The organism is Mycobacterium sp. 2YAF39 (assembly GCF_052114565.1).
Classification (GTDB): domain Bacteria; phylum Actinomycetota; class Actinomycetes; order Mycobacteriales; family Mycobacteriaceae; genus Mycobacterium.
This window is the reverse complement of record NZ_JBFREZ010000004.1, coordinates 337,511-362,824: the sequence shown is the minus strand read 5'-3', so window position 1 is coordinate 362,824 and position 25,314 is coordinate 337,511. Positions and strand designations below refer to the sequence as shown.

At 67.0% G+C, this 25,314-nt stretch carries 25 protein-coding genes and 3 tRNA genes; 13 read left to right on the top strand and 15 right to left on the bottom strand.

Annotated features, from left to right (window positions below; translation table 11 throughout):
* The first annotated feature begins 68 nt into the window (after window positions 1-68).
* Together AB4Z42_RS14795 and AB4Z42_RS14790 are read left to right on the top strand one after the other, a co-directional pair.
* Window positions 69-142 (top strand) — tRNA-Ile (locus tag AB4Z42_RS14795).
* 143 nt (window positions 143-285) lie between these two features.
* Window positions 286-358, top strand: a tRNA-Ala gene (locus AB4Z42_RS14790).
* Between the two features lie 31 nt (window positions 359-389).
* Here the strand turns inward: AB4Z42_RS14790 and cwsA are convergent.
* Window positions 390-824: a cell wall synthesis protein CwsA gene (cwsA, locus tag AB4Z42_RS14785; protein WP_442009935.1), complete on the bottom strand. Its 435-nt coding sequence runs from the start codon at window positions 822-824 to the stop codon at window positions 390-392.
* Window positions 825-931: 107 nt separating this feature from the next.
* Here cwsA and AB4Z42_RS14780 point away from each other — a divergent pair, with 107 nt between their 5' ends.
* Complete coding sequence (locus AB4Z42_RS14780) at window positions 932-1,459, top strand: peptidylprolyl isomerase (RefSeq protein ID WP_442009934.1); 528 nt, start codon at window positions 932-934, stop codon at window positions 1,457-1,459.
* Between the two features lie 3 nt (window positions 1,460-1,462).
* On the opposite strand, the gene AB4Z42_RS14775 is transcribed toward AB4Z42_RS14780, so the two are convergent.
* Together AB4Z42_RS14775 and crgA are read right to left on the bottom strand one after the other, a co-directional pair.
* Complete coding sequence (locus tag AB4Z42_RS14775; protein ID WP_442009933.1) at window positions 1,463-1,879, bottom strand: PH domain-containing protein; 417 nt, start codon at window positions 1,877-1,879, stop codon at window positions 1,463-1,465.
* Between the two features lie 155 nt (window positions 1,880-2,034).
* Entirely contained in the window at window positions 2,035-2,298 is a 264-nt protein-coding gene (crgA, locus tag AB4Z42_RS14770) for a cell division protein CrgA (protein ID WP_442009932.1), read from the bottom strand.
* An 83-nt stretch (window positions 2,299-2,381) separates the two neighbouring features.
* Between crgA and AB4Z42_RS14765 the strand changes: the two genes are divergently transcribed.
* Window positions 2,382-3,131, top strand: a complete 750-nt coding sequence (locus tag AB4Z42_RS14765) for a DUF881 domain-containing protein (RefSeq protein ID WP_442009931.1) — start codon at window positions 2,382-2,384, stop codon at window positions 3,129-3,131.
* Window positions 3,132-3,201: 70 nt separating this feature from the next.
* Complete coding sequence (locus AB4Z42_RS14760; protein ID WP_442009930.1) at window positions 3,202-3,867, top strand: aminodeoxychorismate/anthranilate synthase component II; 666 nt, start codon at window positions 3,202-3,204, stop codon at window positions 3,865-3,867.
* On the opposite strand, the gene pknB is transcribed toward AB4Z42_RS14760, so the two are convergent.
* The 7 genes from pknB to AB4Z42_RS14725 form a co-directional block, all read right to left on the bottom strand.
* Window positions 3,845-5,719: a Stk1 family PASTA domain-containing Ser/Thr kinase gene (pknB, locus tag AB4Z42_RS14755; RefSeq protein ID WP_442009929.1), complete on the bottom strand. Its 1,875-nt coding sequence runs from the start codon at window positions 5,717-5,719 to the stop codon at window positions 3,845-3,847. The genes AB4Z42_RS14760 and pknB overlap by 23 nt on opposite strands.
* Window positions 5,716-7,062 carry a serine/threonine-protein kinase gene (locus tag AB4Z42_RS14750; RefSeq protein ID WP_442009928.1) on the bottom strand — a complete coding sequence of 449 codons (1,347 nt, stop codon included), beginning with the start codon at window positions 7,060-7,062 and terminating at the stop codon, window positions 5,716-5,718. The genes pknB and AB4Z42_RS14750 overlap by 4 nt, the downstream gene beginning before the upstream one ends.
* A complete protein-coding gene (gene pbpA, locus AB4Z42_RS14745; protein ID WP_442009927.1) occupies window positions 7,059-8,534 on the bottom strand; it encodes a D,D-transpeptidase PbpA in 1,476 nt (491 codons plus the stop codon). Before pbpA ends, AB4Z42_RS14750 begins: the two co-directional genes overlap by 4 nt.
* Window positions 8,531-9,943, bottom strand: coding sequence for an FtsW/RodA/SpoVE family cell cycle protein (locus AB4Z42_RS14740; protein WP_442009926.1), 1,413 nt, complete (start codon window positions 9,941-9,943; stop codon window positions 8,531-8,533). Before AB4Z42_RS14740 ends, pbpA begins: the two co-directional genes overlap by 4 nt.
* Complete coding sequence (locus AB4Z42_RS14735; protein ID WP_442009925.1) at window positions 9,940-11,535, bottom strand: PP2C family protein-serine/threonine phosphatase; 1,596 nt, start codon at window positions 11,533-11,535, stop codon at window positions 9,940-9,942. Before AB4Z42_RS14735 ends, AB4Z42_RS14740 begins: the two co-directional genes overlap by 4 nt.
* Window positions 11,532-11,999 carry an FHA domain-containing protein FhaB/FipA gene (locus AB4Z42_RS14730; RefSeq protein WP_442009924.1) on the bottom strand — a complete coding sequence of 156 codons (468 nt, stop codon included), beginning with the start codon at window positions 11,997-11,999 and terminating at the stop codon, window positions 11,532-11,534. The genes AB4Z42_RS14735 and AB4Z42_RS14730 overlap by 4 nt, the downstream gene beginning before the upstream one ends.
* A gap of 142 nt (window positions 12,000-12,141) precedes the next feature.
* Window positions 12,142-13,566, bottom strand: coding sequence for an FhaA domain-containing protein (locus AB4Z42_RS14725; protein ID WP_442009923.1), 1,425 nt, complete (start codon window positions 13,564-13,566; stop codon window positions 12,142-12,144).
* A gap of 247 nt (window positions 13,567-13,813) precedes the next feature.
* Here AB4Z42_RS14725 and AB4Z42_RS14720 point away from each other — a divergent pair.
* Both AB4Z42_RS14720 and AB4Z42_RS14715 read left to right on the top strand, forming a co-directional pair.
* Window positions 13,814-13,896 (top strand) — tRNA-Leu (locus AB4Z42_RS14720).
* A gap of 107 nt (window positions 13,897-14,003) precedes the next feature.
* Window positions 14,004-14,261 carry a hypothetical protein gene (locus AB4Z42_RS14715; protein WP_442009922.1) on the top strand — a complete coding sequence of 86 codons (258 nt, stop codon included), beginning with the start codon at window positions 14,004-14,006 and terminating at the stop codon, window positions 14,259-14,261.
* Window positions 14,262-14,273: 12 nt separating this feature from the next.
* Here the strand turns inward: AB4Z42_RS14715 and AB4Z42_RS14710 are convergent, their stop codons facing one another.
* Complete coding sequence (locus tag AB4Z42_RS14710) at window positions 14,274-14,891, bottom strand: TetR/AcrR family transcriptional regulator (RefSeq protein WP_442009921.1); 618 nt, start codon at window positions 14,889-14,891, stop codon at window positions 14,274-14,276.
* 112 nt (window positions 14,892-15,003) lie between these two features.
* On the opposite strand from AB4Z42_RS14710, the gene AB4Z42_RS14705 reads away from it, so the two are divergent.
* The 5 genes from AB4Z42_RS14705 to AB4Z42_RS14685 all read left to right on the top strand — a co-directional run bounded on the left by AB4Z42_RS14705 (window position 15,004) and on the right by AB4Z42_RS14685 (window position 21,244).
* Entirely contained in the window at window positions 15,004-17,268 is a 2,265-nt protein-coding gene (locus AB4Z42_RS14705; protein ID WP_442009920.1) for a molybdopterin-dependent oxidoreductase, read from the top strand.
* Between the two features lie 12 nt (window positions 17,269-17,280).
* Window positions 17,281-17,778, top strand: coding sequence for a pyridoxamine 5'-phosphate oxidase family protein (locus tag AB4Z42_RS14700; RefSeq protein WP_442009919.1), 498 nt, complete (start codon window positions 17,281-17,283; stop codon window positions 17,776-17,778).
* An 8-nt stretch (window positions 17,779-17,786) separates the two neighbouring features.
* Window positions 17,787-18,266 carry a nitroreductase family deazaflavin-dependent oxidoreductase gene (locus AB4Z42_RS14695; RefSeq protein WP_442009918.1) on the top strand — a complete coding sequence of 160 codons (480 nt, stop codon included), beginning with the start codon at window positions 17,787-17,789 and terminating at the stop codon, window positions 18,264-18,266.
* Window positions 18,267-18,390: 124 nt separating this feature from the next.
* Window positions 18,391-19,344, top strand: a complete 954-nt coding sequence (locus AB4Z42_RS14690) for a ferritin-like domain-containing protein (protein WP_442009917.1) — start codon at window positions 18,391-18,393, stop codon at window positions 19,342-19,344.
* Window positions 19,345-19,462: 118 nt separating this feature from the next.
* Complete coding sequence (locus AB4Z42_RS14685) at window positions 19,463-21,244, top strand: serine/threonine-protein kinase PknH/PknJ (RefSeq protein ID WP_442010050.1); 1,782 nt, start codon at window positions 19,463-19,465, stop codon at window positions 21,242-21,244.
* A gap of 3 nt (window positions 21,245-21,247) precedes the next feature.
* Here AB4Z42_RS14685 and AB4Z42_RS14680 read toward each other — a convergent pair whose 3' ends face one another.
* Both AB4Z42_RS14680 and AB4Z42_RS14675 read right to left on the bottom strand, forming a co-directional pair.
* Window positions 21,248-22,069 carry an acyl-CoA thioesterase domain-containing protein gene (locus AB4Z42_RS14680; RefSeq protein ID WP_442009916.1) on the bottom strand — a complete coding sequence of 274 codons (822 nt, stop codon included), beginning with the start codon at window positions 22,067-22,069 and terminating at the stop codon, window positions 21,248-21,250.
* A 28-nt stretch (window positions 22,070-22,097) separates the two neighbouring features.
* On the bottom strand, window positions 22,098-22,403 hold the full coding sequence (locus AB4Z42_RS14675; RefSeq protein WP_442009915.1) for a GNAT family N-acetyltransferase: 306 nt from the start codon (window positions 22,401-22,403) through the stop codon (window positions 22,098-22,100).
* Between the two features lie 35 nt (window positions 22,404-22,438).
* Here AB4Z42_RS14675 and AB4Z42_RS14670 point away from each other — a divergent pair, with 35 nt between their 5' ends.
* Complete coding sequence (locus AB4Z42_RS14670; RefSeq protein WP_442009914.1) at window positions 22,439-23,494, top strand: MBL fold metallo-hydrolase; 1,056 nt, start codon at window positions 22,439-22,441, stop codon at window positions 23,492-23,494.
* On the opposite strand, the gene AB4Z42_RS14665 is transcribed toward AB4Z42_RS14670, so the two are convergent.
* Window positions 23,491-24,465, bottom strand: coding sequence for a pirin family protein (locus AB4Z42_RS14665; RefSeq protein ID WP_442009913.1), 975 nt, complete (start codon window positions 24,463-24,465; stop codon window positions 23,491-23,493). The genes AB4Z42_RS14670 and AB4Z42_RS14665 overlap by 4 nt on opposite strands.
* 347 nt (window positions 24,466-24,812) lie before the next feature.
* Window positions 24,813-25,085 (bottom strand): WGxxGxxG family protein, encoded by a 273-nt coding sequence (locus tag AB4Z42_RS14660; RefSeq protein WP_442009912.1) that lies wholly within the window; start codon window positions 25,083-25,085, stop codon window positions 24,813-24,815.
* Window positions 25,086-25,314 lie beyond the last annotated feature (229 nt).

The window sequence follows — 25,314 nt, the reverse complement described above, 5'->3', positions numbered from 1 at the left end:
CGCGTTCGCGGTTTGGGCGGGAGCTTACGATTGCGGTAATCTCGTCGCTCGGCCGTACCGGCATGTCCGGGGCTATAGCTCAGGCGGTTAGAGCGCTTCGCTGATAACGAAGAGGTCGGAGGTTCGAGTCCTCCTAGCCCCACGGAAAGGTTCACACCATGAGGGTTGTGGTGCTGCTCACCACAGCGGTCGCCGCGGTCGTCGCTGTGGCGATCTGGCGGTCCCGGCACGACGTCGAGGTGTGGCATACAGCGGCCGACGTACCGGCCTGAAATATCCCGACGAGGGGCCTTAGCTCAGTTGGTAGAGCGCTGCCTTTGCAAGGCAGAAGTCAGGGGTTCGAATCCCCTAGGCTCCACTCACACTCGAAATCCTACGCGCACAACACATTACGGTTTGGGCGAAACGGGCACACTCGGCTGCAGCGTCGTCGGCGGCTCATGCGGCGGCGGTCGCCGGATGATCGAGAACGCCACCGCTCCCCCGGCCAGCACGGCCACACCGAGCGCGGCCAGCAGCAGCGGCCGCCGGCGCCGCCGCGTGCGCGCCTTCTGCAACGCCTGTGGCAGGTTCGACACCACTTCCTGGGCGGCGGCGATCTCGGCCGCGATGGTGTCTTGGGCGGCCGCCAGTTCCTGGGCCAGCTGATCCTTCAGCCGGCTGCGCCGGTACAGGTCGCCGACCCAGGCGGCCGACGACTGCGCGCCGTCCACACCGAGGCCCAACGCCCCGCGGGTGACATCGACCGGACCGACCGCCGAATATTTGAGGCCACGGGACAACCGCTGTCCAGGAGTCAAGCGGATCTCGGTCTTCGAGCGCATAGCGCACCTCTCTCGCGGCCTGAACGGGAATCGGTACCAGACTGCCATCAACCGCAACACAGCGGTGCCCGTTGAGCGTCGAACGGAGCGTGGCACACTGACTTCCCGTGACGAGCCCCATTCAGACAGCGACTGCAACGCTGCACACCAACCGTGGCGACATCAAGATCGCACTCTTCGGAAACCATGCGCCCAAGACCGTCGCCAACTTCGTCGGACTGTCTCAGGGCTCCAAGGACTACAGCACGCAGAACGCCTCGGGCGGATCGTCGGGCCCGTTCTACGACGGCGTGATCTTCCACCGGGTCATCGACGGGTTCATGATCCAGGGCGGCGACCCGACCGGTACCGGTCGCGGCGACGCCGGCTACAAATTCGCCGACGAGTTCCACCCCGAGTTGCAGTTCGACAAGCCCTATCTGCTGGCGATGGCCAATGCCGGACCGGGAACCAACGGCTCGCAGTTCTTCATCACCGTCGGCAAGACGCCACACCTGAACCGCAAGCACACGATCTTCGGCGAGGTCGTCGACCCGGAGTCGCAGAAGGTGGTTGACGCTATCGCGTCCACCGCGGTCGACCGCAACGACCGGCCGACCGAGCCGGTGGTCGTCGAGTCGATCACCATCGCCTGACTCTCAGGAGCCAGCGAAGCCGGCGGCCGTCAGGGCGTCGAGCACATGCAGCGGGTCGCTGCCCAGATCCCACCGGGTGAACACAAGTAGCCGGTCGTCGGTGGTGTCGATCTCCAGCAAGCGCGTCTTGCGGCCGATCCTGCGGAACTCCGTGATGCGGATGAGCTTGATATCGGCGTGCCGCAGCTCGGTTTGACCCAGTAAACCGCGGGTGACGATGGCGTCATTTTTGATTGCCAGCTTGGGTCGTGCACGCCACGACATGCTTGCAAACACAATTAACCCGATTGCGGCAACCCCCACCAGGATGCGCCCGGGAGCGTCTGTGATCAGGGTCACAGCGCCGATAGCCAAGATAAGACCGGCTATGCCGCATGCGGCGATGCCCAGTGCGGGCGGACTCCACTGAGTTTGCTGCACTGCGCCCTTACACCCTCTTACCGTGGCTAATGAGGTTATCCACAAGTGCTATCCCCAATGGGGATGAATCACATCAGTGTGATCTGGTGACCGCAGGGTTGCTAATCGGGTAACGCTCGGAGGACAGCTTGAATTCATACCGCTCGTTGTGTCACTCAGCGCCAGCGCATCGTGAGCAACAGCCCGCTGATCATGAAGGCAAAGGCGATCGCGTAGTTCCACGGGCCGAGGTCGGCCAGGAACGGGATCGCAGACTGCGCCAGCTGGAACACCAGCAGCCACGCCAGCCCGATCAGCATCAGCCCGATGAAGAACACCACGAACCAGGTGCTCGACGGCCCAGCCTTGACCTTGACCGGAGTACGGCTCACCGGGCTGATCGTGAAGTCGTTCTTCTTGCGAACCTTGGACTTGGGCATACGTACCTTCGGGACAGACGGCGTCACACGGTGCGACGATGTACCTAAGCCTAACGCAGGCACCACCCGCAGGAGACCAGCCAATGGCGCCCACGACCAAGTCCGCATGGCGGTTCGGCGTGCCGTTGGTCTGCTTGTTGGCCGGGATTCTGCTGGCAGCCACACATGATGTGTCCGGCGGCGGCGAGATCAGGCGCAGCGACGCCCCCCGGTTGGTCGACCTGGTGCGAGAGGCCCAGCAGTCCGTGGATCGGTTGACCGCCGACCGCGACGAGTTGGTGAACACCCTCAACACGCATCACGGCGGATCGCCGGGGGCCGACGCGGCGCTGACCGCGATCACCAACCGCTCCGCCCGGTTGGCCGTCGAGGCGGGCCTCGAGCCCATGCGCGGACCCGGACTGGTGGTGACGCTGAACGACGCTCAGCGCGACGCTGAGGGCCGTTTCCCGCGCGACGCCTCCCCTGACGACCTGGTGGTGCACCAGCAGGACATCGACGCCGTGCTGAACGCGCTGTGGAGCGCAGGCGCGGAGGGCATCCAGATGCAGGATCAGCGCATCATCGGCACCTCGGCGCCCCGGTGCGTCGGCAATACGCTGCTGTTGAACGGACGCACCTACAGCCCGCCCTACGTCATCTCCGCGGTCGGCGACGCGTCGGCGATGAAGGCCGCCCTGGCGGCGGCAGCGCCGGTGATTCTCTACCGGCAATACGTGGTGCGGTTCGGGCTCGGTTACAGCGAGGAGCCCCGCGCTCAGGTCGATCTCGCGGGGCACTCCGGCCTGGTGCGGATGAAATTCGCGAAACCCGCGGGACCCGTCGGCTACTGAGCGATTCGGCGTGTGCAGTCACGCTCAGCGTGACCAGCCACGCCGAAATCACAGGTTGTAACCTGGTCCGATGCGTGTCCTGGTCGTTGACAACTACGACAGCTTCGTGTTCAACCTGGTCCAGTACCTGGGCCAGCTCGGGGTGAACGCCGAAGTCTGGCGTAACGACGACGACCGCCTCACCGACGAGAACGAGGTCGCGAAAGCGTTCGACGGTGTCCTGCTCTCCCCCGGGCCCGGCACACCCGAGCGCGCGGGTGCGTCGATCCCACTCGTGAAGGCCTGCGCGGCCGCGGCGACACCGCTGCTCGGCGTATGCCTTGGCCATCAGGCCATCGGCGTCGCATTCGGAGGCACCGTCGACCGGGCACCCGAGCTGCTGCACGGCAAGACCAGCACCGTGTTCCATGCCGATGCCGGTGTGCTGCAGGGACTTCCGGATCCGTTCACGGCGACGCGCTATCACTCGCTGACCATCCTCCCCGAGACTGTGCCCGCCGAACTCGAGGTGATCGCGCGCACGGAGGGCGGCGTCGTCATGGGCGTGCGTCACGTCGAATTGCCGATCCACGGCGTGCAGTTCCACCCCGAATCGATCCTGACCGAGGGCGGACACCGGATGCTGGCCAACTGGCTGGGCTACTGCGGGGACGCACCGGACGAGACGCTGGTGCGCCGACTGGAGGACGAAGTGGCCGGCGCGGTCGCGGCGGCTACGACGCGAAGCTCAGCGTGATCCGGCTGTCGTAGTTCACCCCGGTGCCTGCCGGCGGGCTCTGGGTCACCACCGCGGCGGAGCGCTGCCCCGAGTTCTGGACGTCGCCACCCTTGTCGAGGCCACCGGTCCAGCCCAGCGCCCGAAGCCGCGGCTCGGCATCCTTCCAGAACATGCCCGTCAGGTCGGGCATCAGGAACTGGTTGCCCCGCGACACCTGCAGCTGAATGACCGTGTCGACCGGAACAGTCTGTCCCGCAGGTGGATTGGTGCCGAGGACCTGGCCGACGGGAGTGGTGCTGTCGACCTGGACCGGAATGGTCTTGGTGAAGCCCGACGCGGTCAGGATCTGTCCGGCACTGTCCTGCGACTGGCCCTTCACGTCGGGCAGCGGCCGAGTCTCGGGTCCTGCGCCCAGCACGATGGTGATCTCGTTGGTGATCGCCGACGTCTGGTTAACCGGGGGATTGGTGCCGAGGACCTTGTCCTTCATCTCGGGAGTCGACGGCGACGACGACGGCCTGAAGTTCTCGAACCCGGCGTCGCGGAGCTTCTCGACGGCGTCGTCGTAGCTGAGATTCCTGACGTCGGGTATCTCGCGCTGCTCGGGCCCGGTGGACACGTTGATGGTGATCTCGTCGCCGGCGTCGACCGACGAGTTGGCGGCCGGGTCGGTGCCGATCACGTGGTCGGGCGGGACGTTGGAATCGGGTTTCTGCTGGGTGCGGGTCCTGAAGCCGCGGTTCTGCAGCTCCGCGATCGCTTCGGCCGAAACCTTCCCGCTCACGCTGGGCACCTGCACGTCGCGGGTGGCGCCACCCATCATGTTGATCGCCAGCGTCACCACCACGGTGAGCACGGCCAGCACCGCGACCGCGATGACCCAACGGCCGACCGAGCCGCGCCGCTCCTTCTCGATATATCTGGGCTGGGCCCGCGCGACGGAATCGATGGGCTCGGTCCGGTGATCGCCGGGCGCCGCCGACATCAACGAGCTGCGCTCGGCGTCGGTGAACACCTTGGGCGCGTCCGGCTGCTCACCGCTGTGGACCTTCACCAGGTCGGTGCGCATCTCCGCGGCGGTCTGATACCGGTTGTCCGGGTTCTTGGCCAGCGCCTTGAGTACGACGGCGTCCAGCTCGGGGGAGATGCCCTCGTGGCGTTGCGACGGGGGCGTGGGGTCTTCGCGGACGTGTTGATACGCGACCGCGACCGGCGAATCGCCGACGAAAGGTGGTTCGCCGGTGAGGATTTCGTACAGTACGCAGCCCAGCGAGTACACGTCGGAGCGGGCGTCGACCTTCTCACCGCGCGCCTGCTCCGGGGACAGGTACTGAGCGGTGCCGATGACGGCCGCGGTCTGAGTGACGCTGTTGGCGTCGGCGAGTGCCCGCGCGATGCCGAAGTCCATCACCTTCACCGCACCGGCCTTGCTGATCATGATGTTCGCCGGTTTGACGTCCCGGTGGATGATCCCGTGCTGATGGCTGAAGTTCAGCGCCTGGCATGCGTCGGCGATGACCTCGATGGCCCGGCGCGGCTCCATCGGCCCCTCGGTGTGCACGATGTCGCGCAGCGTGACGCCCTCGACGTACTCCATCACGATGTAGGGGAGCGGACCGGTGGGTGTCTCGGCCTCGCCTGTGTCGTACACCGCGACGATGGCGGGGTGGTTCAGGGCGGCGGCGTTCTGCGCTTCCCGGCGGAACCGGAGGTAGAAGCTCGGATCGCGGGCCAGATCCGCGCGCAGCACCTTCACGGCGACGTCGCGGTGCAGCCGCTGATCGCGCGCGAGATGGACTTCGGACATGCCTCCGAAGCCCAGGATGTCGCCGAGTTCGTACCGGTCGGACAGGTGTTGCGGGGTTGTCATTGTGTGGTCTGTTCTGAAGCGAAGGGCCGCCTGCCCTGCAGCTCCGTGGGCGAAGGCGTCACCTGCACCGTTGCCGGCGGCGCCATCGCATTGAGTCGGGTTACCCCGAATTCTGTCCCACCATGACCGATCGGGCCCTGCTCAGTCCAATCCGGCATCGCCGTCGGCGAGAACGGGGTGGTCTCGGTGATCGTATTGGTGATCGTCGGGGCCGGCGTCTGCTCGGTGTCCTTACGGTCCTGGGCGTTGAGCACGATGAGGATCGCGATGACGATCGCCAGGGCGCCGAGTACGCCGGCCGCCCACAGCAACGCCCGCTGACCCGACGAGAACGTGCCGCGGGCCGGGGCCGGGGCAGGGCGGTGGCTTCCGGTCGCCGGGCGCGGCCGGGCAGCCGTCGCCGGCGCACGTGCGGTCAGATCCGCGGCGGCGCGGGCCTGTGCTGCCGACGGCACGGCCGCCGGTGTTGCGCGTCCGATCGACGGCGCCTGGTTCGGCCGCGGCGGCCGACGGCCCGAGCGCACCGCGGCGACCGCGTCGGCGAACAGGCCGCCCGACCGGTACCGCATACCCGGGTTCTTGACCAGGGAGATCTCGATCAGCTCGCGCACATTGGGCGGCAGGTCGGCGGGCAGCGGGGGAGGGGTCTCCTTGATGTGCTTCATCGCCACGGTCAGCGCACCGTCACCGGTGAACGGCCTCTTGCCCGAAACCGATTCGTAGCCAACAACTCCCAGTGAGTACACGTCGCTGGCGGCCGTCGCATCGTGGCCGAGCGCCTGCTCGGGCGCGATGTACTGGGCGGTGCCCATCACCATGCCGGTCTGGGTCACCGGAGCCGCGTCGACGGCCTTCGCGATGCCGAAGTCGGTGAGCTTCACCTGGCCGGTCGGCGTGATGAGGATGTTGCCGGGCTTGACGTCGCGGTGCACCAGGCCCGCGGTGTGTGCGACCTGAAGAGCGCGGCCGGTCTGCTCGAGCATGTCCAGTGCGTGCCGCAGGGACAGCCGGCCGGTGCGCTTGAGCACGGAGTTCAGCGGCTCGCCGTTGACCAGTTCCATCACCAGATATGCGGTCCGGCCCTCGCCGTCCATATCGGTCTCGCCGTAGTCGTACACACCGGCGATGCCCGGGTGGTTGAGCATCGCGACGGTGCGCGCCTCGGCGCGGAACCGCTCGACGAACTCGGCGTCCTCGGAGTACTCGGCCTTGAGGACCTTCACCGCGACGCGGCGCCCCAGCCGGGAGTCGATACCTTCCCAGACCTGGCCCATGCCGCCGGTGGCGATCAACCGCTGCAGCCGATACCGGCCGGACAGCGTCACTCCCACGCGCGGACTCATGATTCCTCCCGCAGCGCTGCGGCGATCGCGGCGCGCCCGATCGGGGCGGCCAGCGCCCCTCCGGTGGCCGAAAGGCGGTTGCCCCCGTTCTCGACCAGCACAGCGACGGCCACCTTGGGCGCCTGGGCAGGGGCGAATGCGATGTACCAGGCATGCGGTGGGGTGTTGCGCGGATCGTTGCCGTGCTCCGCTGTGCCGGTCTTCGAAGCGATCTGCACGCCGGCGATGGCTCCCTTCTGCTGCGTGACCTGCTCAGCGGCGACCATCAGATCCGTCATTGTATCGGCGACCTCGTGCGACACCGCTCGCCGCTCTTCCTGCGGCGCCGCTGTACCGATATTGGCAAGGTCGGGTCCCTTAAGGCTATCGACCAGGTAAGGACGCATCGTTACCCCGTCGTTGGCGATGGTCGCGGCCACCAACGCATTTTGCAGCGGCGTGACCGCGACGTCCTTCTGGCCGATGCTCGTCATGCCGAGGGCGGCGTCGTCGTCGATCGGGCCGACGGTCGACTCGACGACCTGCAGCGGGATCATCGGGGGAGGAGTGTCCAGTCCGAACGATTGCGCCGTGGACCGCAGGGCTTCCTTGCCGGTGTCGAGGCCGAGCTGGACGAAGGCGGTGTTGCACGATTTCGAGAACGCCTGCCGCAGGGTGGTCGTCGGGGCGTCGCCACACGGGGTGCCTGCGAAGTTCTCCAGCGTTGCGGTGCTGTCGGGCAACGGGATTCGAGCCGTCGCGGTCAGCTGGGTGTTCTCGGTGGCGCCGCGCTGAAGCGCCGCCGCAGTCGTGATGACCTTGAACGTGGACCCGGGCGGATAGGTCTCGGAGATGGCGCGGTTCAACAACGGCGAATCGGGGTCGTCGCGCAGCTGCTGCCAGGCGGCCGACTGCTCGTCCAAATTGTGCGTGGCCAGCAGGTTGGGGTCGTACGACGGCGACGAGACCATCGCGAGGATCTTGCCGGTGGACGGCTCGAGGGCGACCACCGAGCCCTTGCACGGACCGTTGCAGCCGGTTTTCATCGCGTCCCAGGCGGCCTGCTGCACCTGGGGCTTGATTGTGGTGTCGACGTTCCCGCCGCGTGGATCGCGGCCGGTGAAGAAGTCTGCGAGGCGCCGGGCGAACAGGCGCTGGTCCGACCCGTTGAGGATGGTGTCCTCGGCGCGCTCCAGGCCGGTGCTCGAGTACTGCAGCGAATAGAAACCGGTGACGGGCGCGTACGTGTAAGGGTTCGGGTACACGCGTAGGAAGCGGAAGCGCCCGTTGGTCGAAACGGAGTAGGCCAGGAGTTGACCGCCTGCGGATATCTGGCCGCGCTGACGCGAGTACTCGTCGAGGAGCACGCGCTGGTTGCGCGGATCGGAACGCAGGCCGTCCGCCGTGAATACCTGGGTGAACGTGGCGTTGGCCAGCAGCAGGACCACCAGGACCATCACAGCGATGGCGATGCGGCGTAGCGAGGTGTTCATACCTTCTCGATCACCTCGGTGCTCACCGCCGCGATCGGGGCCGCGGCCTGTGGTGAGGTGACAAGCGGACGCCGCGCCGAGTGCGAGATCCGAACCAGGATCGCCAGCAGCAGATAGTTCGCCAGTAAGGACGATCCGCCGTAGGACATCCACGGTGTGGTGAGTCCGGTCAACGGGATCAGCTTGGTGACGCCACCGACGACGATGAACAGTTGGATCGCCAGTGTGGACGCGAGCCCGGCGGCCAGCAGCTTGCCGAAGCTGTCGCGTACCGCGATCGCCGTGCGGAGGCCACGGATGACCACGATCGTGTACAGCATGAGGACGGCGGCCAGCCCGACCAGACCGAGTTCCTCCCCGATGGCCGCGATGATGAAGTCCGTCGACGCGGCGGGCACAGTGCCGGGCTGCCCGTTGCCGAGACCGGTGCCGAAGATCCCGCCGGTGGCGAAGCTGAACATCGACTGCACCATCTGATACCCGGCGCCCTCAGGGTCGGCGAACGGGTCCAGCCAGTTCTGCACACGAACCTGGACGTGGCCGAAAAGGTAATACGCCGCAACGCTTCCCGCGGCGAACAGCGCCAAGCCGATGACCACCCAGCTGAATCGGTCGGTCGCGATGTAGACGAGGACCAGAAAGGATGCATAGAGCAACAGCGACGTGCCGAGGTCCTTCTCGAAGATCATCACCCCCACCGATGCGATCCACGCCGCGAGCAGCGGCGCGAGGTCGCGTGGCCGCGGCAGATCCATGCCGAGGAAGTGCTTGCCCGCGCTGGTGAACACGCTGCGCTTGGCCACCAGCACCGAGGCGAAGAAGATGAGCAGCAGGATCTTCGAGAACTCCGCCGGCTGGATGGAGAAGCCCGGGAACTGAATCCAGATCTTCGCGCCGTTCTGCTCGGACATCGAGCTCGGCAGCAGCGCTGGGATCAGCAACAGGACGAGGCCGGTTAGCCCGTAGACGTAGCCGTACCGCGCGAGCATGCGGTGGTCGCGCAAGAAGATCACGACGAGCGAAAAGCCGATGACGCCGACGAGGGTCCACAGCATCTGCTGGTCGGCGGTGCCGCCGAGGCCGTGCTGTATGAGCACGCCCTCGGAGAGGTCCAGCCGGTGGATCATCACCAGGCCGAGCCCGTTCAGCAGCGCGACGACCGGGAGCAGGAGCGGGTCGGCGTACGGCGCGAAGCGTCGCACCGCGAGGTGCGCGCCGGTGAACAGCGCCAGGTAGGCGACGGCGTACTGCGCCAGGTCCCAACGCAGTCCCTGTTCCTGGTTGGCCTCGACGAGCAGCAGGGCCACCGTGGTGATGACCGCGGCGAAGCCGAGAAGGAACAGTTCGGCGTTGCGCCTGTTCGGCAGTGCGGGAGTGACGGCCACCGGTGATTGCGGCTGGGTCGTCATGACAATTCCCGGCAGTTCGTCCCGGGCTCCGGTGGTGGTGGGGGCAGGGCCGTGACGGTCTGGGACGGCGTCGGCGCAGGGGTCGGTGGGGCGGGCGGCGGCGCGGGTGTCGAGCTACCCGGAGCGGGCGGCGGGGTCGGCCCCGGAGCGGGGGCCGCGGTCCGCGTGACGGTCTGCGGAGTCTCAGGCGCCGGCGTCTCCGTGCCCTGTGGTGGCGGGGCAGTCGTCACGTTGTTCGGCGGATTGTTGGGCAGCCCAGGCGAATTCGACGGGTCCGGCGAATGCGGCACGGCGGTGGGCCGCGGCGACGTCGTCGTCGGCGGCTCCGGTGGTGCACAGACCGGCAGCACCGAATCCTGGGCGAGCCGGTTGATCTGGACGATGGCGTCGTCCTCGGAGCCCGTCGGCAGGCCGGCCTCCACTTGCTGTCGTTCGGTCTGCTTCAGATCGCTGACACGAAAGAGTTGGCAACCCGGAGTCGACTGGCCCGGCGCGATGAGTTTGAGTTCGTTGCGGGCGGTCAGGCAGCCGTGCCGGTAGGTCTCCTGCAGGGGCAGGCCGAGAATCGACCCGGGCACACCGCGCATGATCGAGACGGTGCCGTCGTGGGCGGCGACGTAGTAATTGCTGCGCACGACCTCGCGGCCGATGGCCAGGCCCGCGACGACCACCAGAATTAAAATCGCGGCGGCAATGAACATTCGCCGCCGCGATTTCGGTGCACGAACCGGCTCCTCTGGAGGCGGTTCGACACGCTTGGCCGCATTGCGTTTCGGGTTGAATGCGGACGCGCGGCCCGCGGACGTATTCGGTGGCGCGGACTGATCGTCGTCGCCGGACACCGCACCCGCGAGAATCGGCTGGGTCTGGCCGTAGTCGTAGTCGACGACGTCGGCCACCACCACCGTCACGTTGTCGGGTCCGCCGCCGCGCAACGCCAATTCGATGAGACGGTCGGCACTTTCGGCTGTGTCGGCGATCTGCAGCGCCTCGAGGATGGTGTCGTGGCTGACCGGATCGGACAGCCCGTCGGAGCACAGCAGGTAACGGTCGCCGGCGCGAGCCTCGCGCATGATCAGCGTCGGTTCCACCTCGTGACCGGTGAGCGCGCGCATGATCAGCGACCGCTGCGGATGGCTGTGCGCCTCCTCGAGCGTGATGCGGCCCTCGTCGACCAGGGTCTGAACGAAGGTGTCGTCCTTGGTGATCTGGTTGAGTTCGCCGTCGCGCAGCAGATAGCCGCGTGAGTCACCGATGTGGACCAGCCCAAGGCGATTGCCCGCGAACAGGATCGCGGTCAGCGTGGTGCCCATGCCCTCGAGCTCGGGGTCGGCCTCGACCTGCGCGGCGATCGCGGCGTTGCCCTCACGGACCGCGGTGTCCAGCGAGCTCAGCAGATCGCCGCCGGGCTCGTCGTCATCGAGGTGGGCCAGCGCGGCGATCACCAGTTGGGAGGCGACCTCACCGGCTGCATGACCGCCCATACCGTCGGCGAGCGCGAGCAGCCGCGCACCGGCGTAGACGGAGTCCTCGTTATTCGCGCGGACGAGGCCGCGGTCGCTGCGCGCGGCGTATCGGAGCACCAGTGTCACGGGCGCAGCTCAATTACCGTTTTGCCGATTCGAACCGGCGTGCCCATCGAAACGCGTACCGCAGTCGTCACCTTGGCCCTGTCGAGGTATGTGCCGTTGGTCGATCCTAGGTCTTCTACGTACCATTCCGAACCCCGTGGGGACAGCCTGGCGTGCCGTGTCGAGGCGTAATCGTCGGTGAGAACCAGAGTCGAGTCGTCGGCGCGGCCGATGAGCACCGGCTGGCTGCCCAATGTGATGCGGGTGCCTGCGAGTGCGCCTTCGGTGACGACGAGTTGACGCGCCACGTTCCGTTGGCCGCGTTTGGGCAGCAGCGATCCCCGCAACGGCAGTCCCCGGCGCACCATGACCGCTCCGGTGGGCGCGTAGATATCTGTCCTCAAGATCCGCAGCACCGACCAGATGAACAACCACAGAAGCAACAGGAAGCCGACGCGTGTCAGTTGCAGTATCAACCCCTGCATCTGACGTCCTCTCCATCCCCATTCGATTCCGTCGCATCGACAACAACACCAAGTCGCCTACTTCGGCAACGTCACGATACTTGGACGCCCAGCGGCATGAGGGGGAAGCCGCAGCTTCCCCCCGCCCACGGCAGGCCAAGCCTCAGTGCACGCGGACGACGATCTCCGAATGGCCCAAACGGATCACGTCGCCGTCCGCGAGTTGCCACTCCTGAACTGGTGCGTTGTTGACCGTCGTGCCGTTGGTCGAGTTGAGATCGGAGAGCAGTGCGACCTGACCGTCCCAGCGGATCTCCAGATGACGGCGGGACACGCCGGTGTCGGGCAGCCGGAACTGGGCGTCCTGTCCGCGGCCGACGACGTTCGCGCCTTCACGCAGCTGATACGTGCGGTTACTGCCGTCGTCGAGATGAAGCGTGACGGTGGCAGCGGCGGGGGGATAGTCGCCCTGGCCGTAGCCGTAGCCGCCGCCTTGCTGCTGGCCGTAGTCGTATCCGCCTTGCTCGCCGTAGCCGGGCTCGGCATAGCCTGCGCCGCCCTCTGGGTAGCCGCCGTAGTTCGGCTGCGCATAGCCCTGGTCCTGGCGTCCGTAGGCCTGTCCACCGTAGGCCCCGCCCTGGTCCGGGTATCCGCCTTGATCCGGGTATCCGCCCTGTTCGGGGTAGCCGCCCTGGTCGGGGTATGACGGCCGCGCGTCCGGTCGGCCGTAACCGCCGTCGTCGGGCCGCGCGGGCGGGCGACCGTAGTCACCCGCGGGCGGGCCGTAGCCCTGCTGGCCCCCGGGAGGGGCGCCGTAGCCGCCCTGTCCCTGGCGGTAACCCTGGTCGGGATATCCGCCGCCGCCTGACGGCGGGCCGTACCCGGCTGGCGGGCGCTGCTCATACGACGGCGGCGGGTAACCCTGGTCGGGATAGCCGCCCTGCTCTGGGTAGCCGCCCTGCTCTGGGTAGCCGCCCTGGCGTGGCGGGTAGCCCTCCCGCTGTTGCGGGTATCCGCCCTGCTCCTGCGGGGGGTAGGGGGCGCGGGGATCGGGTCCCCGGTCCTCGGGCCGGTTGTACCGGTCGTCGTAGTATTCGTCGGCGGGCCGCCCCGGTCCCTGGCCGCCGTATTGGGTCGGGTTGTCGCTCATCGGTACTCCTGATTCTGCGTTGGACGAGAGTTCTCGGGGTGGTGGGGCGGGATCGCCACTGGTTGAGTCAGGATTGACCGCCCCACGCGCGCGAAACTGTCCGGTGTGCAGGCCGGATGATTGTTCGAACCTGACGACCACATCACCATACGTTTGCCATCCCTGCTCATGGATGTATCCCTCCAAGTGCTTGGCAAAAGTCGCGGATGTGAGGTCCGGGTCGGCACTCACCTTCTGATAGTCAGGCACACTGAGGGTAATGACGTAGTCGTTTGGCGCCAAAACTCGCCCGGCGGCCGATTCACGTGCACCGGCCTCGGCCTCGCGGCGAAGCATCGCCTCGACCTCTTGCGGAACGATCGATCCGCCGAACACCCGGGCGAATGCGTCGCCCACGGTTGACTCGAGTTTGCGCTCGATGCGGTCGGCAAGACCCATATCACCGCCCGCCTCACTCGTCGTTGGTCGTCGTCCTGCGTATGGCGCTGCTCACCCCGCGTGTCGCCTAGCCACCGCCTTCCGTTGCATGGTATCGGCCCAGCACGTCACAGCGGGAACAAAGGAACTCTGAGAATTGGATCGAGGCAGGTCAGCGCTATTTGTGCGCGCCGAGTTCGGACGGCCGGTGCGCGACGCCGCGGTTGGGGAGCGGGGTGTCGTGCGTGATAGGCTCCCCCGGTTGTTGGGGCGAGTGGCGGAATGGCAGACGCGCTGGCTTCAGGTGCCAGTGTCCTTCGGGACGTGGGGGTTCAAGTCCCCCTTCGCCCACAATCAAGATGCAGTGAATCGATGAGCTGCCGCGCGAAAAGCCACGACCGGAACGGGTCGTGGCTTTTGTGTTTACGATGAACATGACGCCGAACGAAAGCGCGAAGATGGCAACTCGGAATCCAATGGGCAGGCTGTTCTTCGCTGTCGTTTGTGCCAGCGCCTTCGCGGTCGCACCTTTCGTGACCGCCGCGCCCGCGAGCGCCTGCGGCCCGAACTTCTACACCGATCCGTTCACCGGGCAGTGCTCTGCTCCCGGGAACATCCCGACCGTCAACGGCATCACGTGTATCCCTGGCCGGCATCTGGGCACCTGCATGGGCATGCTGCAGAACATGCCCGGCGGCTACAGCCCGTGGCCGTAGTCGCGGCGCACGCTAGCGGGCCGGAACCAGCACCCCGCGCAACACGACACCACTGAGCTGTACGGCGGCGGCGTCGATGTCTTTGACGCGACGCACACACACCGCGTACCAGGCGCCACCGGCGATCATGTCCATGACGGTGTTGGCGTCGACGCCGGGGCGCGCCGTGCCGTCGGCGACCGCCGAGTCGATCCGGTCGGCGAGGTGACGGCGTGCGGCGGCTTCCAGGCGGTCGCTGAGGACGCGACGCATCCGGCGGTCCGAGCGTAGGTCGTTGAGAAGGCCGGGGATCGCCTCACGCACGGCGGGGTCGCCGTACATGGCCAGGGCTCCGTGGCACAGGCGGGTGATCTCTGCGACGAAATCGTCGGCGGGCGGTTCGGGGCCGAGGTCCGGGAATAGCGCCTCGTGCACCAGCTGGGCCTTGGAGCTCCATCGCCGGTAGACGGCGGGCCGGCTCACCTTCGCCGTCGTGGCGATCAGATCGATGGTCGTCGCCGCGTAACCGCGTGCGACCAGCAGACGCCGGGTCGCGGCGAGCACGTCGGCGTCGATGGACGGGTCGCGCCGTGAACCCTGGCGCCGGTGACGCCGCTGGGCGGTCTCCAAGATGCACACCCCCTCCGGCATTTGTCGTTACAGTGTGTCACAACAACACGGTGCCGAACGTGGGTTACCCGCACGCACTTCGGCCCTCAGGCGTGCGGGTAACCCACGTTCGGCGAAAGCAGCGGAGGCGGCGATGACCATCGAACAAACAAACCTGCTGGCCGGTGTCGGCGAGGACGGCCGCCATTTGTACACCTGTCCGCTGTGTGAAGCCATGTGCGGCTTGGAGATTCAGGTCTCCGATGGCCGGGTGGCCGGTATCCGCGGCAACCCCGACGACACATGGAGCCGCGGCCACATCTGTCCGAAGGGCGCGAGCCTGGGCAAGGTGCACGAGGATCCCGACCGGATCCGCCAACCGATGATCAAGGTCGACGGGCAGTGGCAGGAGGTCAGTTGGGACGCGGCGTTCCGGCGCTGCACCCAACTGCTGGCGCCGGTGATCGAGAAATACGGCATCGGGGCGGTGACCTGCTACACCGGAAACCCGCTCGCGCATTCGTTCTCGCTCGGGCGCTACACCGGGGTGCTGCTGGGTATGTCGGGCATTCCGCTGTCCTATTCGCCTGGCACCGTCGATCAGTGGCCCAAGAACCTGTCGTCGCACCTGATGTACGGCGGATGGTGGACGTTCCCGGTGCCCGACATCGAGCGCACCGACCTGCTCGTGGTGATGGGTGCGAACCCGGCCGCATCGCAGGGGTCGCTGCTCGCGGCACCGGACGTGATGGGCATCATCGGCGCAATTCGCAAGCGCGGCAAGGTCATTGTGATCGATCCCGTCCGGACCGCCACCGCGGCGCGTGCAGACGAGTGGCTACCGATCACGCCCGGAACCGACGCAGCCCTGCTGATGGCGGTGACCCACACACTGTTCGACGAGGACCTGGTCGACCTCGGTGAGCTGGCACCGCACATCGACGGGCTGGACCGGATGGCCGAGGTCGCCGCGGACTGGTCCCCGGAGCGGGTCGCGGGAGTGACGGGTATCGACGCCGAGCGCATCCGCGCACTGGCCCGCGAGCTCGTGGCGACCGAACGCGCCGTCGTCTACGGCCGGATCGGTACGTGCAACCAGGAATTCGGCAGCCTGGCCAGTTGGCTCGTCGACGTCGTCAACATCCTCACCGGTCACTTCGACAACGCGGGTGGGTCGATGTTCCCGCGCGCCACCGCATGGTCGGTGACCGTGCAGCCGATCCCCGGACTCGAAGACGGGGCACCGGAATTCGGCCGCTTCCGAACCCGCGTGCGCGGAGCCAAGGAGGTCCTGGGCCAGGTGCCGGTGTCGTGTCTGGCCGAGGAGATCGCGACGCCGGGGGAGGGCCAGATCAAGGCCCTCATCACCGTCGCGGGCAACCCGGTGCTGTCCACCCCGGCCGGTCACACGCTCGACGAGGCGCTTCCGAACCTGGACGCGATGATCTCCGTAGACCTGTGGCTCAACGAGACGACCCGGCACGCCGACGTGATCCTGCCCGGCCTGTCGCCTCTCGAACAGCCGCACCACGACGACCTGATCCTCAACTTCGCGGTCAACAGCATCGCCAACTATTCGGCACCGGTATTCGAGCCCGACGAACCGGACCGGCCCCGCGAGTGGGAAATCCTGGTCAGGCTGACGGGCCTGTGCACCGGCATGCCCGCCGAGGACGTCGACGTCGCGGCGATCGACGACGGCTTCTTCGACTACATGGCATTCACCCAGGGACTCGACGGCGCCGAACTACGAAGGAACTACGCCTCGACTGATTTGACTGGTGGCCCCGAACGCATCCTGGACCTCACGCTGCGCACCGGTCCGTTCGGCGATCGCTATGGCGAGAACCCGGACGGGCTGACGCTGGAGAAGCTGAAGGCGCAGCCCAACGGCATCAACTTCGGGCCGATGGTGTCCCGGGTGCCCGAGGTGCTGGGAACCGCCGACAAGAAGATCCGGCTCGCACCGCAGTATCTGCTCGACGACCTGCCGCGGCTGGCCGCCCGCCTGGACCGCGCACCCGACGAGCTGGTCCTCGTGAGCAGGCGTCACCTGCGCTCGAACAACTCGTGGCTGCACAACGTCGGACCGCTGATGAAGGGCAGGGACCGCTGCACCCTTCTGATCCACACCGACGACGCGACCAAGCGCAAGGTGTCGACCGGCGACCTCGTCACGGTGACGTCCGCCGGTGGCCACATCGAGGTGGCCGCCGAGGTGACCGAGGCGATCAAGCCCGGCGTGGTGTCGATGCCGCACGGCTGGGGGCACGGCAAGCCGGGCACCCGCATGGCGGTCGCCAACGATTCGCCCGGCGTGAACACCAACGTCCTGTCGCCGCCGACGTTCATCGACGAGCCTTCGGGCAACGGGGCGCTCAACGGCATCCCGGTGACGGTCACCGCAAAGGCGACCTGAAAGTATTTCGGCGTGGGCAAGAACGAGCGTTCAAAGATCGTCATGAGCGATGACGAGATCACCGAGTTCATCGAGCGCAGCCGCACTGCGACGATGGCGACGGTGCTTCCCGACGGACGGCCGCACCTCGTCGCGATGTGGTACGCGTACCTCGACGGTGAGATCTGGTTCGAGACCAAGGCCAAGTCGCAGAAGGCGGTCAACCTGCGTCGCGATCCGACGATCACCGTGATGATCGAGGACGGACAGTCCTACAACACGCTGCGCGGGGTATCGATCGACGGCCGCGCGGAGATCATCGACGATCCGGAAACCAATCTGCGCGTTGGCATCAGCGTGTGGGAGCGCTACACCGGGCCTTACACCGACGACATGCGCCCTTTCGTCGATCAGATGATGAACAACCGGATCTGTGTGCGGGTCGTGCCCGGCCGGTTGCGCAGCTGGGATCACCGCAAGCTGGGCATGGGCGAGATGCCCATCGCCGGCAGCACCGCGCAATACCTATAGGGGACGTGATGGATCCGAACAACAAACCGAAGCAACTGAATTCGCCGTTCGTGACGACGGTGATGAAGTACGCGGGCAAGGCCCACGTATGGGCCTACCGGAAATCCGGCGGGAAGATCGGCGCCAACTGGCGCGTCGGCGCCGGGTTCAAGAAGCCCGTGCCCACGCTGCTCCTCGAGCACACCGGCCGCAAGTCCGGCAAGACGTTCGTGTCTCCGCTGGTGTTCATCCATGACGGGCAGGACGTGGTGATCGTGGCGTCGAAGGGTGGTAGCGACACCCACCCGCAGTGGTACCGCAACCTGGTGGCGATCCCCGATTGCTACATCGAGATCGGCTCCGATCGTCGGGCTGTGCGCGCCGAGACTGCCTCGCCTGAAGAAAGGGCCAGGCTGTGGCCGAAGCTGGTCGAGGCGTACGCGGACTTCGACACCTATCAGACGTGGGCGGACCGCGAGATCCCGGTGATCGTTCTCAAACCGCGCTGAAACGGGCGGTGCGACCTATCTCACAGCGCGCAATGTTGTTCATCGCGGTGTGTCGGGTAGCCAATTGGTCAGGTGCAGCCGAGCGCCGATCAATCATGACTACGACGCAAAGAGGCGATAACTGATGACCCACACCACTTTGATCAACCAACTGCGCACCGTACTTGACCTGACGCACACCGAGATTCAGGTTGCGGAGACCCGGATTGCGCAGGCGCGTACGGACGCTGTGCGCGACGAGCTGACAAAGAACGCGAACAACGGGCGCATCCGCGCCGAGGCGATCGAGAAAGCGATCCGTGACCTCGGCGGTTTCCCCGACACCATCGGGCCCTTCCTCGGACGCGCCGCCGCTGCGGTGAAGGCGCTCACCGAGCAGGCACAGCCCTTCGACGAGGCGCTGCTGGGCGACCTCGCGCTGGAGGATCAGCTTCTGGACCGCTCGCGCTACATCAAGGCGCTCGCGGTCGCAGAAAAGAACAGCGACGTCCAGGGGCTTGCAGACCGCCTGATCACCGCACACTCCGCGACGGTCAACTGGCTGACCACCGTGCTGGCTGAGGATGCCCTCGGTGGGCCGGCGGCACTGCGCCGCACACCTCTGCAGGCAGCCGCGGGCACTGCGGTGAAGATCGTTGGTTTGCCCGGCCAGTGGTCGGCCCAGTCCGCGGAGCGTGTCGCCGAACTGGTCCGCTCCACCGGACCGGCCGTGGACGACTTGGTCCGTCGTGCGCAGCGTGCCGGTGAGGTCGCGCTCAAGGCGATCGGCGCCTCGCGCGATGCGGCGCTGCAGAGCGCCGAGGCCGTGGTCCGTGACGAGGGAGCCGACAAGACCGCCGACGCGCTGCACAACGCGCGCGCCGCGACCGGTGTCCTCGACGTCGAGGAACTGCCGATCCCCGACTACGACGAGCTGAACCTCAACGAGGCCGTCGCCGCGGTGAAGGAACTCGAGGCGCCGTCCGACATCCGGACGATCATCGCGTACGAGGAGGCTCACAAGAACCGGCAGCGGCTGGTGTCCGCCGCGCAGACTCGCGTTGCCGAGATTGCGCAGGAGGTTGTCGGCCTCAGCTAGTCCCGCAGGTCAACGAACACCCCGCGACCAGGAGGTCGCGGGGTGTTCGGCATGCTTGGACATCCGACCTAGGACAACGTCGGCAGACTTAGGGGGCAGTGTGGCGTTTAGTCCCGGAATGGTGGTGTCCGGCTACACCATCGAGGCGGTGCTGGGCGCCGGCGGAATGGGCACGGTCTACCGGGCTCGGAATCCCGCGTTGCCACGCAGTGACGCGTTGAAGGTGCTCTCCGAGGAGCTGTCACGCGATGAACATTTCCGGGCCCGATTCCTGCGAGAGGCTGATCTGGCCGCGACGCTGAATCACGCCAATATCGTCACCGTCTACACCCGCGGCGAGACCGACGACGGCCAGCTCTGGATCGCGATGCAGTACGTGGACGGCAGCGATGCCGAGAACGAGACGCGCAAGAGGCGGATGACCCCGCAGCGCGCTGTGTACATTGTCGGCGAGGTCGCCAAGGCGCTGGACTACGCGCACCGGCGTCAGCTACTGCATCGTGACGTCAAGCCGGCTAATTTTCTGCTCAGCTCAGAAGACGAGCGAGTCTTCTTGGCGGACTTCGGGATTGCTCGCGCGCTCGACGACGCGGTCAATCTGACGCAGACCGGAATGGTGGTGGCCACCATCGCCTACGCCGCGCCCGAAAGTCTGTCCGGCTACAACGTCGACGGCCGCGCCGACATCTACTCGCTTGGCTGTTCGCTCTACCACCTGCTCACCCAGAGAACACCGTTCGGCGATTCCGGCGGAATGGCGGCGACCATGTCCGCCCACTTGAACCAGCCACCGCCGCGAGCCACCGATCTTGTGCCCGCGTTGCCCCCTGGCATCGACCGGGTGATTGCGCGGGCGCTGGCGAAGAACCCGGCCGACCGCTATCAGACGGCGCGTGACTTGGCAGCCGCAGCGGCTGACGCGCTCGAGGGGAGCACCGTACCGGTGCGTCCGATGCCGATGCGGCCAACGGTTCAGCGACAGAACCCGACATGGTCGCGCGCGCATACCTATCTCCGAAACCCATCGTCTGGACCGCGCTACGCCGCGCCGCCACCGCACCACCCCCCGCAGACCCAGCCGCCTGCGATGCAGCACCAGCCGCCGCCGAAGGGCGGCAAGGGATCCCAGCTGCTGGGCGGCAAGCGGCGCGCGTGGGTCATCGGCGGTGCGGCCGCCGCGGTCGTTGCGCTCGTCGTCGGGATCGTCGTCGCCACGTCCGGCGGCGAGACCGCCGAACCGACGGCAGCCAATCCCACATCGACGGTGGCAAGCTCCACGCGGACCTCGTCGGCTGCTCCCTCGACTTCGGAACTCACCAGCACTCCGCCGGCGCCGGCCAATGTCGGGACGGACGCGCTGCCTGCACTGCTGTTATCCGCCGACGACGTCGCGCAGCGCATGAACAAGCCCGGAATGACGGCGATGCCCATGGAATTCGCGCCGATCGCCGGCACCGTGACACCACCCGATTGCACCAGCGCGGGGGGGCCCGCATACCAGGCCACCTACGACGGGTCCGGTTTCACTGGGCTGGCCGTGCAGGGCGTTTTCGCGAATCCGACTCACAAGCTCGTCGAGTCGGTGGCGGCGTTCCCAGATGCCAAGGCCGCCAAGGCGTTTTACGACACGCAGGCCACAGACTGGGGTGCGTGCAAGTCCAGTCACATCAGGTTCGAGTACGAAGGCGCCTCGACCGAGGGCGACCTGGGCGTGCCGACGACGACCGCCGGTGTCCTGACGTTGATGTTCAACCCCACGACGTCCGCGACCGCTGGCCAGCAGTGCGAACGCAATATGGCTGTACGCGCCAACGTGATCGTCGACGTCCGTGCGTGCTCACCCACGGTCGGCAGCTCGGGCCTCTCGATCACCACCGCGATCATCGACAGAATCAAGTAACGACTACGGATGCGGTGGATTGAAGCCCGGATTGGACAGCGCCGTGGCGGTTGCGCTGCCGATCGGACCGAACTCGTCGACGATGGTGGCGACTCCGGTGGCGACGCCGTCGTGGCTGGAGTGGGTCAGCGCCGCCAGACCGAGATAGTGCCCCTCTGGCAACCGGGACAGCGTCAGCGTGTAGTCGGCGTTGATGAACTGCAAACCGCTTGGGCCGTAATGGGTTAGCGAACTTGCCATGTCGCCTGCCATGGCCGTCCTGGCGAAGGGGGTGAGCGGTTCGCCCTCGACGAGGGGGCGGATGTCACGCACCCAGATGTACTTCGGGCCGGTGTGCTCCCATGCGCTTAGACCGAAGCCCGGCCCCGGCGCGTGCTGTTCCTTGCCGTAGGTCCACACCAGCGTGGTCAGCCCGCGTGGGATGGGGTCAGGAGTCGGCGGGAGCGGCGGCATGGTCACGGGTGAAGTCCAGATCTCGTCGGCCGGTTGTTCCCCGCGCCGCAGAAACAATCCGCTCGCGCGGGCGACGACGGTGCCCTTCTGGGTGACCACCGCATCGACCAACTTCAGGCGCCTGCCTGCACGGGCGACCGTGGTGTCGATGCGAACGGGTGCCAGCGCCGCGGGACGGAAGAGGTCGACGGTCAGTCGAGCAGGCTGGAATTCGGACTCGCCGGCGTCGCGTTCGAGCACATGGCCGAGCAGTCCGCCGAGGTAGTTGCCGCTGATCGTCTGACCCCATGGTCCGCGCGCGATCGGCGCGGGCACGAACACATCGCCGTCCGGCGCGAAGAAGGCCGAACGTGTGCCGTCCGCTGTCGTCATCGGAACCGACGATATCGGCCCGGTTTCGCTAACCGTTCGGCGCGTCGGCGGAGTCGTCGAACTCGGGATGCTTCTTCACGAAATCGGCCACCATCGAACACACCGGCACGATCCGCAGCCCGGCGTCTCGAGTCTGCTGCAGCGCCTCTCCGATCAGGATCGACGCCAGGCCGCGCCCCCGGAACGCATCGTCCACCTCGGTGTGGGGGAAGGTTCGCTTGCCGTCGCGGTCGACGATCTCGGTGAAGCCGGCGACGGTGCCGTCCACCGAGATGGTGAAGCGGTCGGCCTCCTTGGTGACGGTGGTGGTCGCGCCGGTCTTGTCGGTTGCCATGCCTCTTCTATACCCGGGGAGCGCACTATGGAGTCATGTGTGATGACGGCGGCTCTGCCGCGGAGGCGTCCGCGTCCACGCCGCGTGAGGCGGCAGGCCCGGCGGTCGATCCGATCACCCTGGCCCCGGTCGACGAGGTCACCGTGACGACTCTCGTGGACAACAGCTACGACGCGTTGATGAGCGATGTCGGCCCGGCCCGTCGGTTCGGTATGGGCAGGGTTCCCCCGATCGCTGCCCCACAGTTCGAGGGCGGCCGCGCCTCTCCCGGACTGATCGCCGAGCACGGCTTCTCCGCGCTGGTGACCACTCGCAGCGGGAACCGAACGCACACAGTGCTTTTCGACACCGGGATCTCGCCGGACGGCATGGCGACGAACTTCGAGCGCCTCGGCCTGGATGCGTCGGCGATCGAGGCCGTCGTGCTCAGCCACGGCCACCCCGACCACGACGGCGGCTTTCCGGGGCTGGTCCGGCTGCGCGGCCGCAGCGGACTGCCGCTTGCGGTGCACCCCCTGGCGTTCAGCCGGCGTCGGTTCGCCCTGCCCGGCGCGCAGCCCATGGAACTGCCGACGCTCAGCCGGTCGGCAATCGAGGCCGAGGGTTTCGAGGTCATCGAGCGCCGCCAGCCGTCGCTGCTGCTGGACGGTTCGGTGCTGATCACCGGCGAGGTCGACCGGACCACGGAGTTCGAGCGTGGGATGCCCAGCCATGAGGCATTTCGCGGCGGAAAGTGGGAGCCGGACCCGTTGATCGTCGACGAGCAGGCGTTGGTGGTGCATGTCCGCGGCCACGGGCTCGTCGTCCTCACCGGGTGCGGTCACGCCGGTGCGGTGAACATCGCGCGGCATGCCCTGCGGCTGACGGGCGTGGACCGGCTGCACGCCATGATCGGTGGTTTCCATCTGACCGGAGCGGTGTTCGAGCCCATCATCGAACCGACGGTCGACGCGTTCCGCGAGTTGGCTCCCGATGTCCTCGTGCCCGCTCACTGCACCGGATGGAAGGCCCAGCACCGGTTCGCCGCCGAGCTGCCCGACGCGTTCGTGCCCAACGCGGTGGGCACCTCCTTCACCTTCGCCGCGGCCTAGGTCGCCGGGTTGGGCCGGGGCCGCAACGTCGCATTCGGCAGGGGAGGCGCGGGCAGCCGGCTCGTTGAACCGCGGTAGCCCTCGACCGAGCCGAAGCGGTCGTCGTGGTCCTCCCACTGCCGGCGATACGTCGCGATGTCGTCGTGACTGCGGCCGACGAAGTTCCACCACATGACCAGCTGCTCGGGAAACGGCGTGCCGCCGAGCACCAGGACGCGTGCGGGAGCGTCACCGCGGTTGACGATGTTCAGCTGCCCGCAGCCCGCTGCCTGGAACGCGAGGTCGGCGACATCGAGCGCGGTTCCGGCGACGCCGACATCGCCCTGATCGAGCAGCACTCCGTGCTCGAAGGTGCGGTCGACGTCCAAGGTGAGGTCGGCGCCTGGGTCGAGGTCCAGTTGGGCACCGAGAAGCGGTGTGAACGTGTGCACGGGAGAGCGGGCGTCGGCGAGCTCACCCAGAAACACCCGCAGGGTGGCGCCGTCCAGGGAATGCGGAGGCGGGACGAAGTGCGCGAAGTCGCGGGCGGCGTCACGGTCAGAGGCGGGCAGGGCCACCCAGAGCTGCGCGCCGTGCAGCACGGTGGTCGCCGGCCCCGAAATCACCGACACCTCGGAGTGACAGATTCCGGCGCCTGCCGTCATCAGGTTCAGTTCCCCGGGCCGCACCATTGCGTGTACGCCCGCGCTGTCGCGGTGCTCGACCTCGCCGCTGAACAGCCAGCTGACGGTCTGAAGTCCGGTGTGGGGATGCGGTGGAACGTCCATGCCGGGGCCGCTGCGGACGTCGTGAGGGCCGTAATGGTCGGCGAAGCACCACGCCCCGATGAGCGACCGCTCCCGCTGCGGCAGCGTGCGCCGAACCCGGACTGCCCGCGGCCCGCCGAGCGGCACCTCGCGCGGATGCAGCACTCCGGTGAATGATGATGGCGCACAGGCGACTTCGGCGGGCGCCGCGTCGGTGTTGCTCACCAGACCAGAGTAGGCCCTGACGACTGTAGTGGCCAGAGGTGACACCCCCGCCGAGGCTACGCTACTGGATTAGGTTGTACGACAACAGCAACGGAGCCCTGGAAGCCTCGGTAGGCGCGGACGGCTTGGGCCATTTGACTGCAGGCCGCGCATAGGTCGGTGCTGGGGTATCCGCACGCCGGACAAATCGCCGTGCGCCTGTCTTCTGTGGCTGCGACGCTACTCATGGCGTGCTCCTTGCGCTGTCACCGAAGTGCCCTTGCAGACCGCTCGAGCATCGGTTCTTCTCATCTGTGAGTTCGTGCCCGCCACCCAAAGGGGTGGCGGGCAGAACCAGAGCGGCTGAGCTAGACGCGCGGCGCGTTGCCGTATCCGGGTGCCGCGGGTCCATTCGCGACGACGTGGTCGTTACGCCGTTTCAGCCCAAGCAATCCGAGAAGACCGAGGAGGCCGGCCAGGCCCCACAGGCCGGTGTTGTCACCGTCATCTTTATGCTCTGCTTGGGCCACAGTGGTGGTCGTCGTAGGAGCGGGACCGGCGTAGGTCGTGGCCTGAGCGAGGCCTGCTCCACCGAACGTCAGGGCGCCGGTCATACCGAGAATTGCGAGTGCTTTACGCATTGTGTGTACTTCTCCATCATTGAGTTCGGTTCGCAACCGAATACAGACGGGACCAGTGGGCTGTAGTCCCCCTATCGCGCGACTTGTGAATCGTCCCCCGACGCCGTCCGTCATCGCGTGCAGTCTGTACCCGGCCGAAAAGTCATCAAACCGACATATTTGTGTTGGGACGGAGTTCGACCTTCGAACAAGAGCAGTCGAGGGACCGAACCACTGGTCACTGACGCAG

Bases quoted from the DNA above. Each gene is read 5' to 3' on its own strand.
- AB4Z42_RS14710 (WP_442009921.1), bottom strand. From the start codon at position 14,891: ATGCCGGAGGGGGTGTGCATCTTGGAGACCGCCCAGCGGCGTCACCGG.
- AB4Z42_RS14750 (WP_442009928.1), bottom strand. From the start codon at position 7,062: ATGAGTCCGCGCGTGGGAGTGACGCTGTCCGGCCGGTATCGGCTGCAG.
- AB4Z42_RS14685 (WP_442010050.1), top strand. From the start codon at position 19,463: ATGGTGGTGTCCGGCTACACCATCGAGGCGGTGCTGGGCGCCGGCGGA.
- AB4Z42_RS14690 (WP_442009917.1), top strand. From the start codon at position 18,391: ATGACCCACACCACTTTGATCAACCAACTGCGCACCGTACTTGACCTG.
- cwsA (WP_442009935.1), bottom strand. From the start codon at position 824: ATGCGCTCGAAGACCGAGATCCGCTTGACTCCTGGACAGCGGTTGTCC.
- pbpA (WP_442009927.1), bottom strand. From the start codon at position 8,534: ATGAACACCTCGCTACGCCGCATCGCCATCGCTGTGATGGTCCTGGTG.
- AB4Z42_RS14765 (WP_442009931.1), top strand. From the start codon at position 2,382: ATGGCGCCCACGACCAAGTCCGCATGGCGGTTCGGCGTGCCGTTGGTC.
- AB4Z42_RS14675 (WP_442009915.1), bottom strand. From the start codon at position 22,403: ATGGCAACCGACAAGACCGGCGCGACCACCACCGTCACCAAGGAGGCC.
- AB4Z42_RS14670 (WP_442009914.1), top strand. From the start codon at position 22,439: ATGTGTGATGACGGCGGCTCTGCCGCGGAGGCGTCCGCGTCCACGCCG.
- AB4Z42_RS14740 (WP_442009926.1), bottom strand. From the start codon at position 9,943: ATGACGACCCAGCCGCAATCACCGGTGGCCGTCACTCCCGCACTGCCG.
- AB4Z42_RS14695 (WP_442009918.1), top strand. From the start codon at position 17,787: ATGGATCCGAACAACAAACCGAAGCAACTGAATTCGCCGTTCGTGACG.
- AB4Z42_RS14715 (WP_442009922.1), top strand. From the start codon at position 14,004: ATGGCAACTCGGAATCCAATGGGCAGGCTGTTCTTCGCTGTCGTTTGT.
- crgA (WP_442009932.1), bottom strand. From the start codon at position 2,298: ATGCCCAAGTCCAAGGTTCGCAAGAAGAACGACTTCACGATCAGCCCG.
- AB4Z42_RS14705 (WP_442009920.1), top strand. From the start codon at position 15,004: ATGACCATCGAACAAACAAACCTGCTGGCCGGTGTCGGCGAGGACGGC.
- AB4Z42_RS14760 (WP_442009930.1), top strand. From the start codon at position 3,202: ATGCGTGTCCTGGTCGTTGACAACTACGACAGCTTCGTGTTCAACCTG.
- AB4Z42_RS14730 (WP_442009924.1), bottom strand. From the start codon at position 11,999: ATGCAGGGGTTGATACTGCAACTGACACGCGTCGGCTTCCTGTTGCTT.
- AB4Z42_RS14660 (WP_442009912.1), bottom strand. From the start codon at position 25,085: ATGCGTAAAGCACTCGCAATTCTCGGTATGACCGGCGCCCTGACGTTC.
- pknB (WP_442009929.1), bottom strand. From the start codon at position 5,719: ATGACAACCCCGCAACACCTGTCCGACCGGTACGAACTCGGCGACATC.
- AB4Z42_RS14725 (WP_442009923.1), bottom strand. From the start codon at position 13,566: ATGGGTCTTGCCGACCGCATCGAGCGCAAACTCGAGTCAACCGTGGGC.
- AB4Z42_RS14680 (WP_442009916.1), bottom strand. From the start codon at position 22,069: ATGACGACAGCGGACGGCACACGTTCGGCCTTCTTCGCGCCGGACGGC.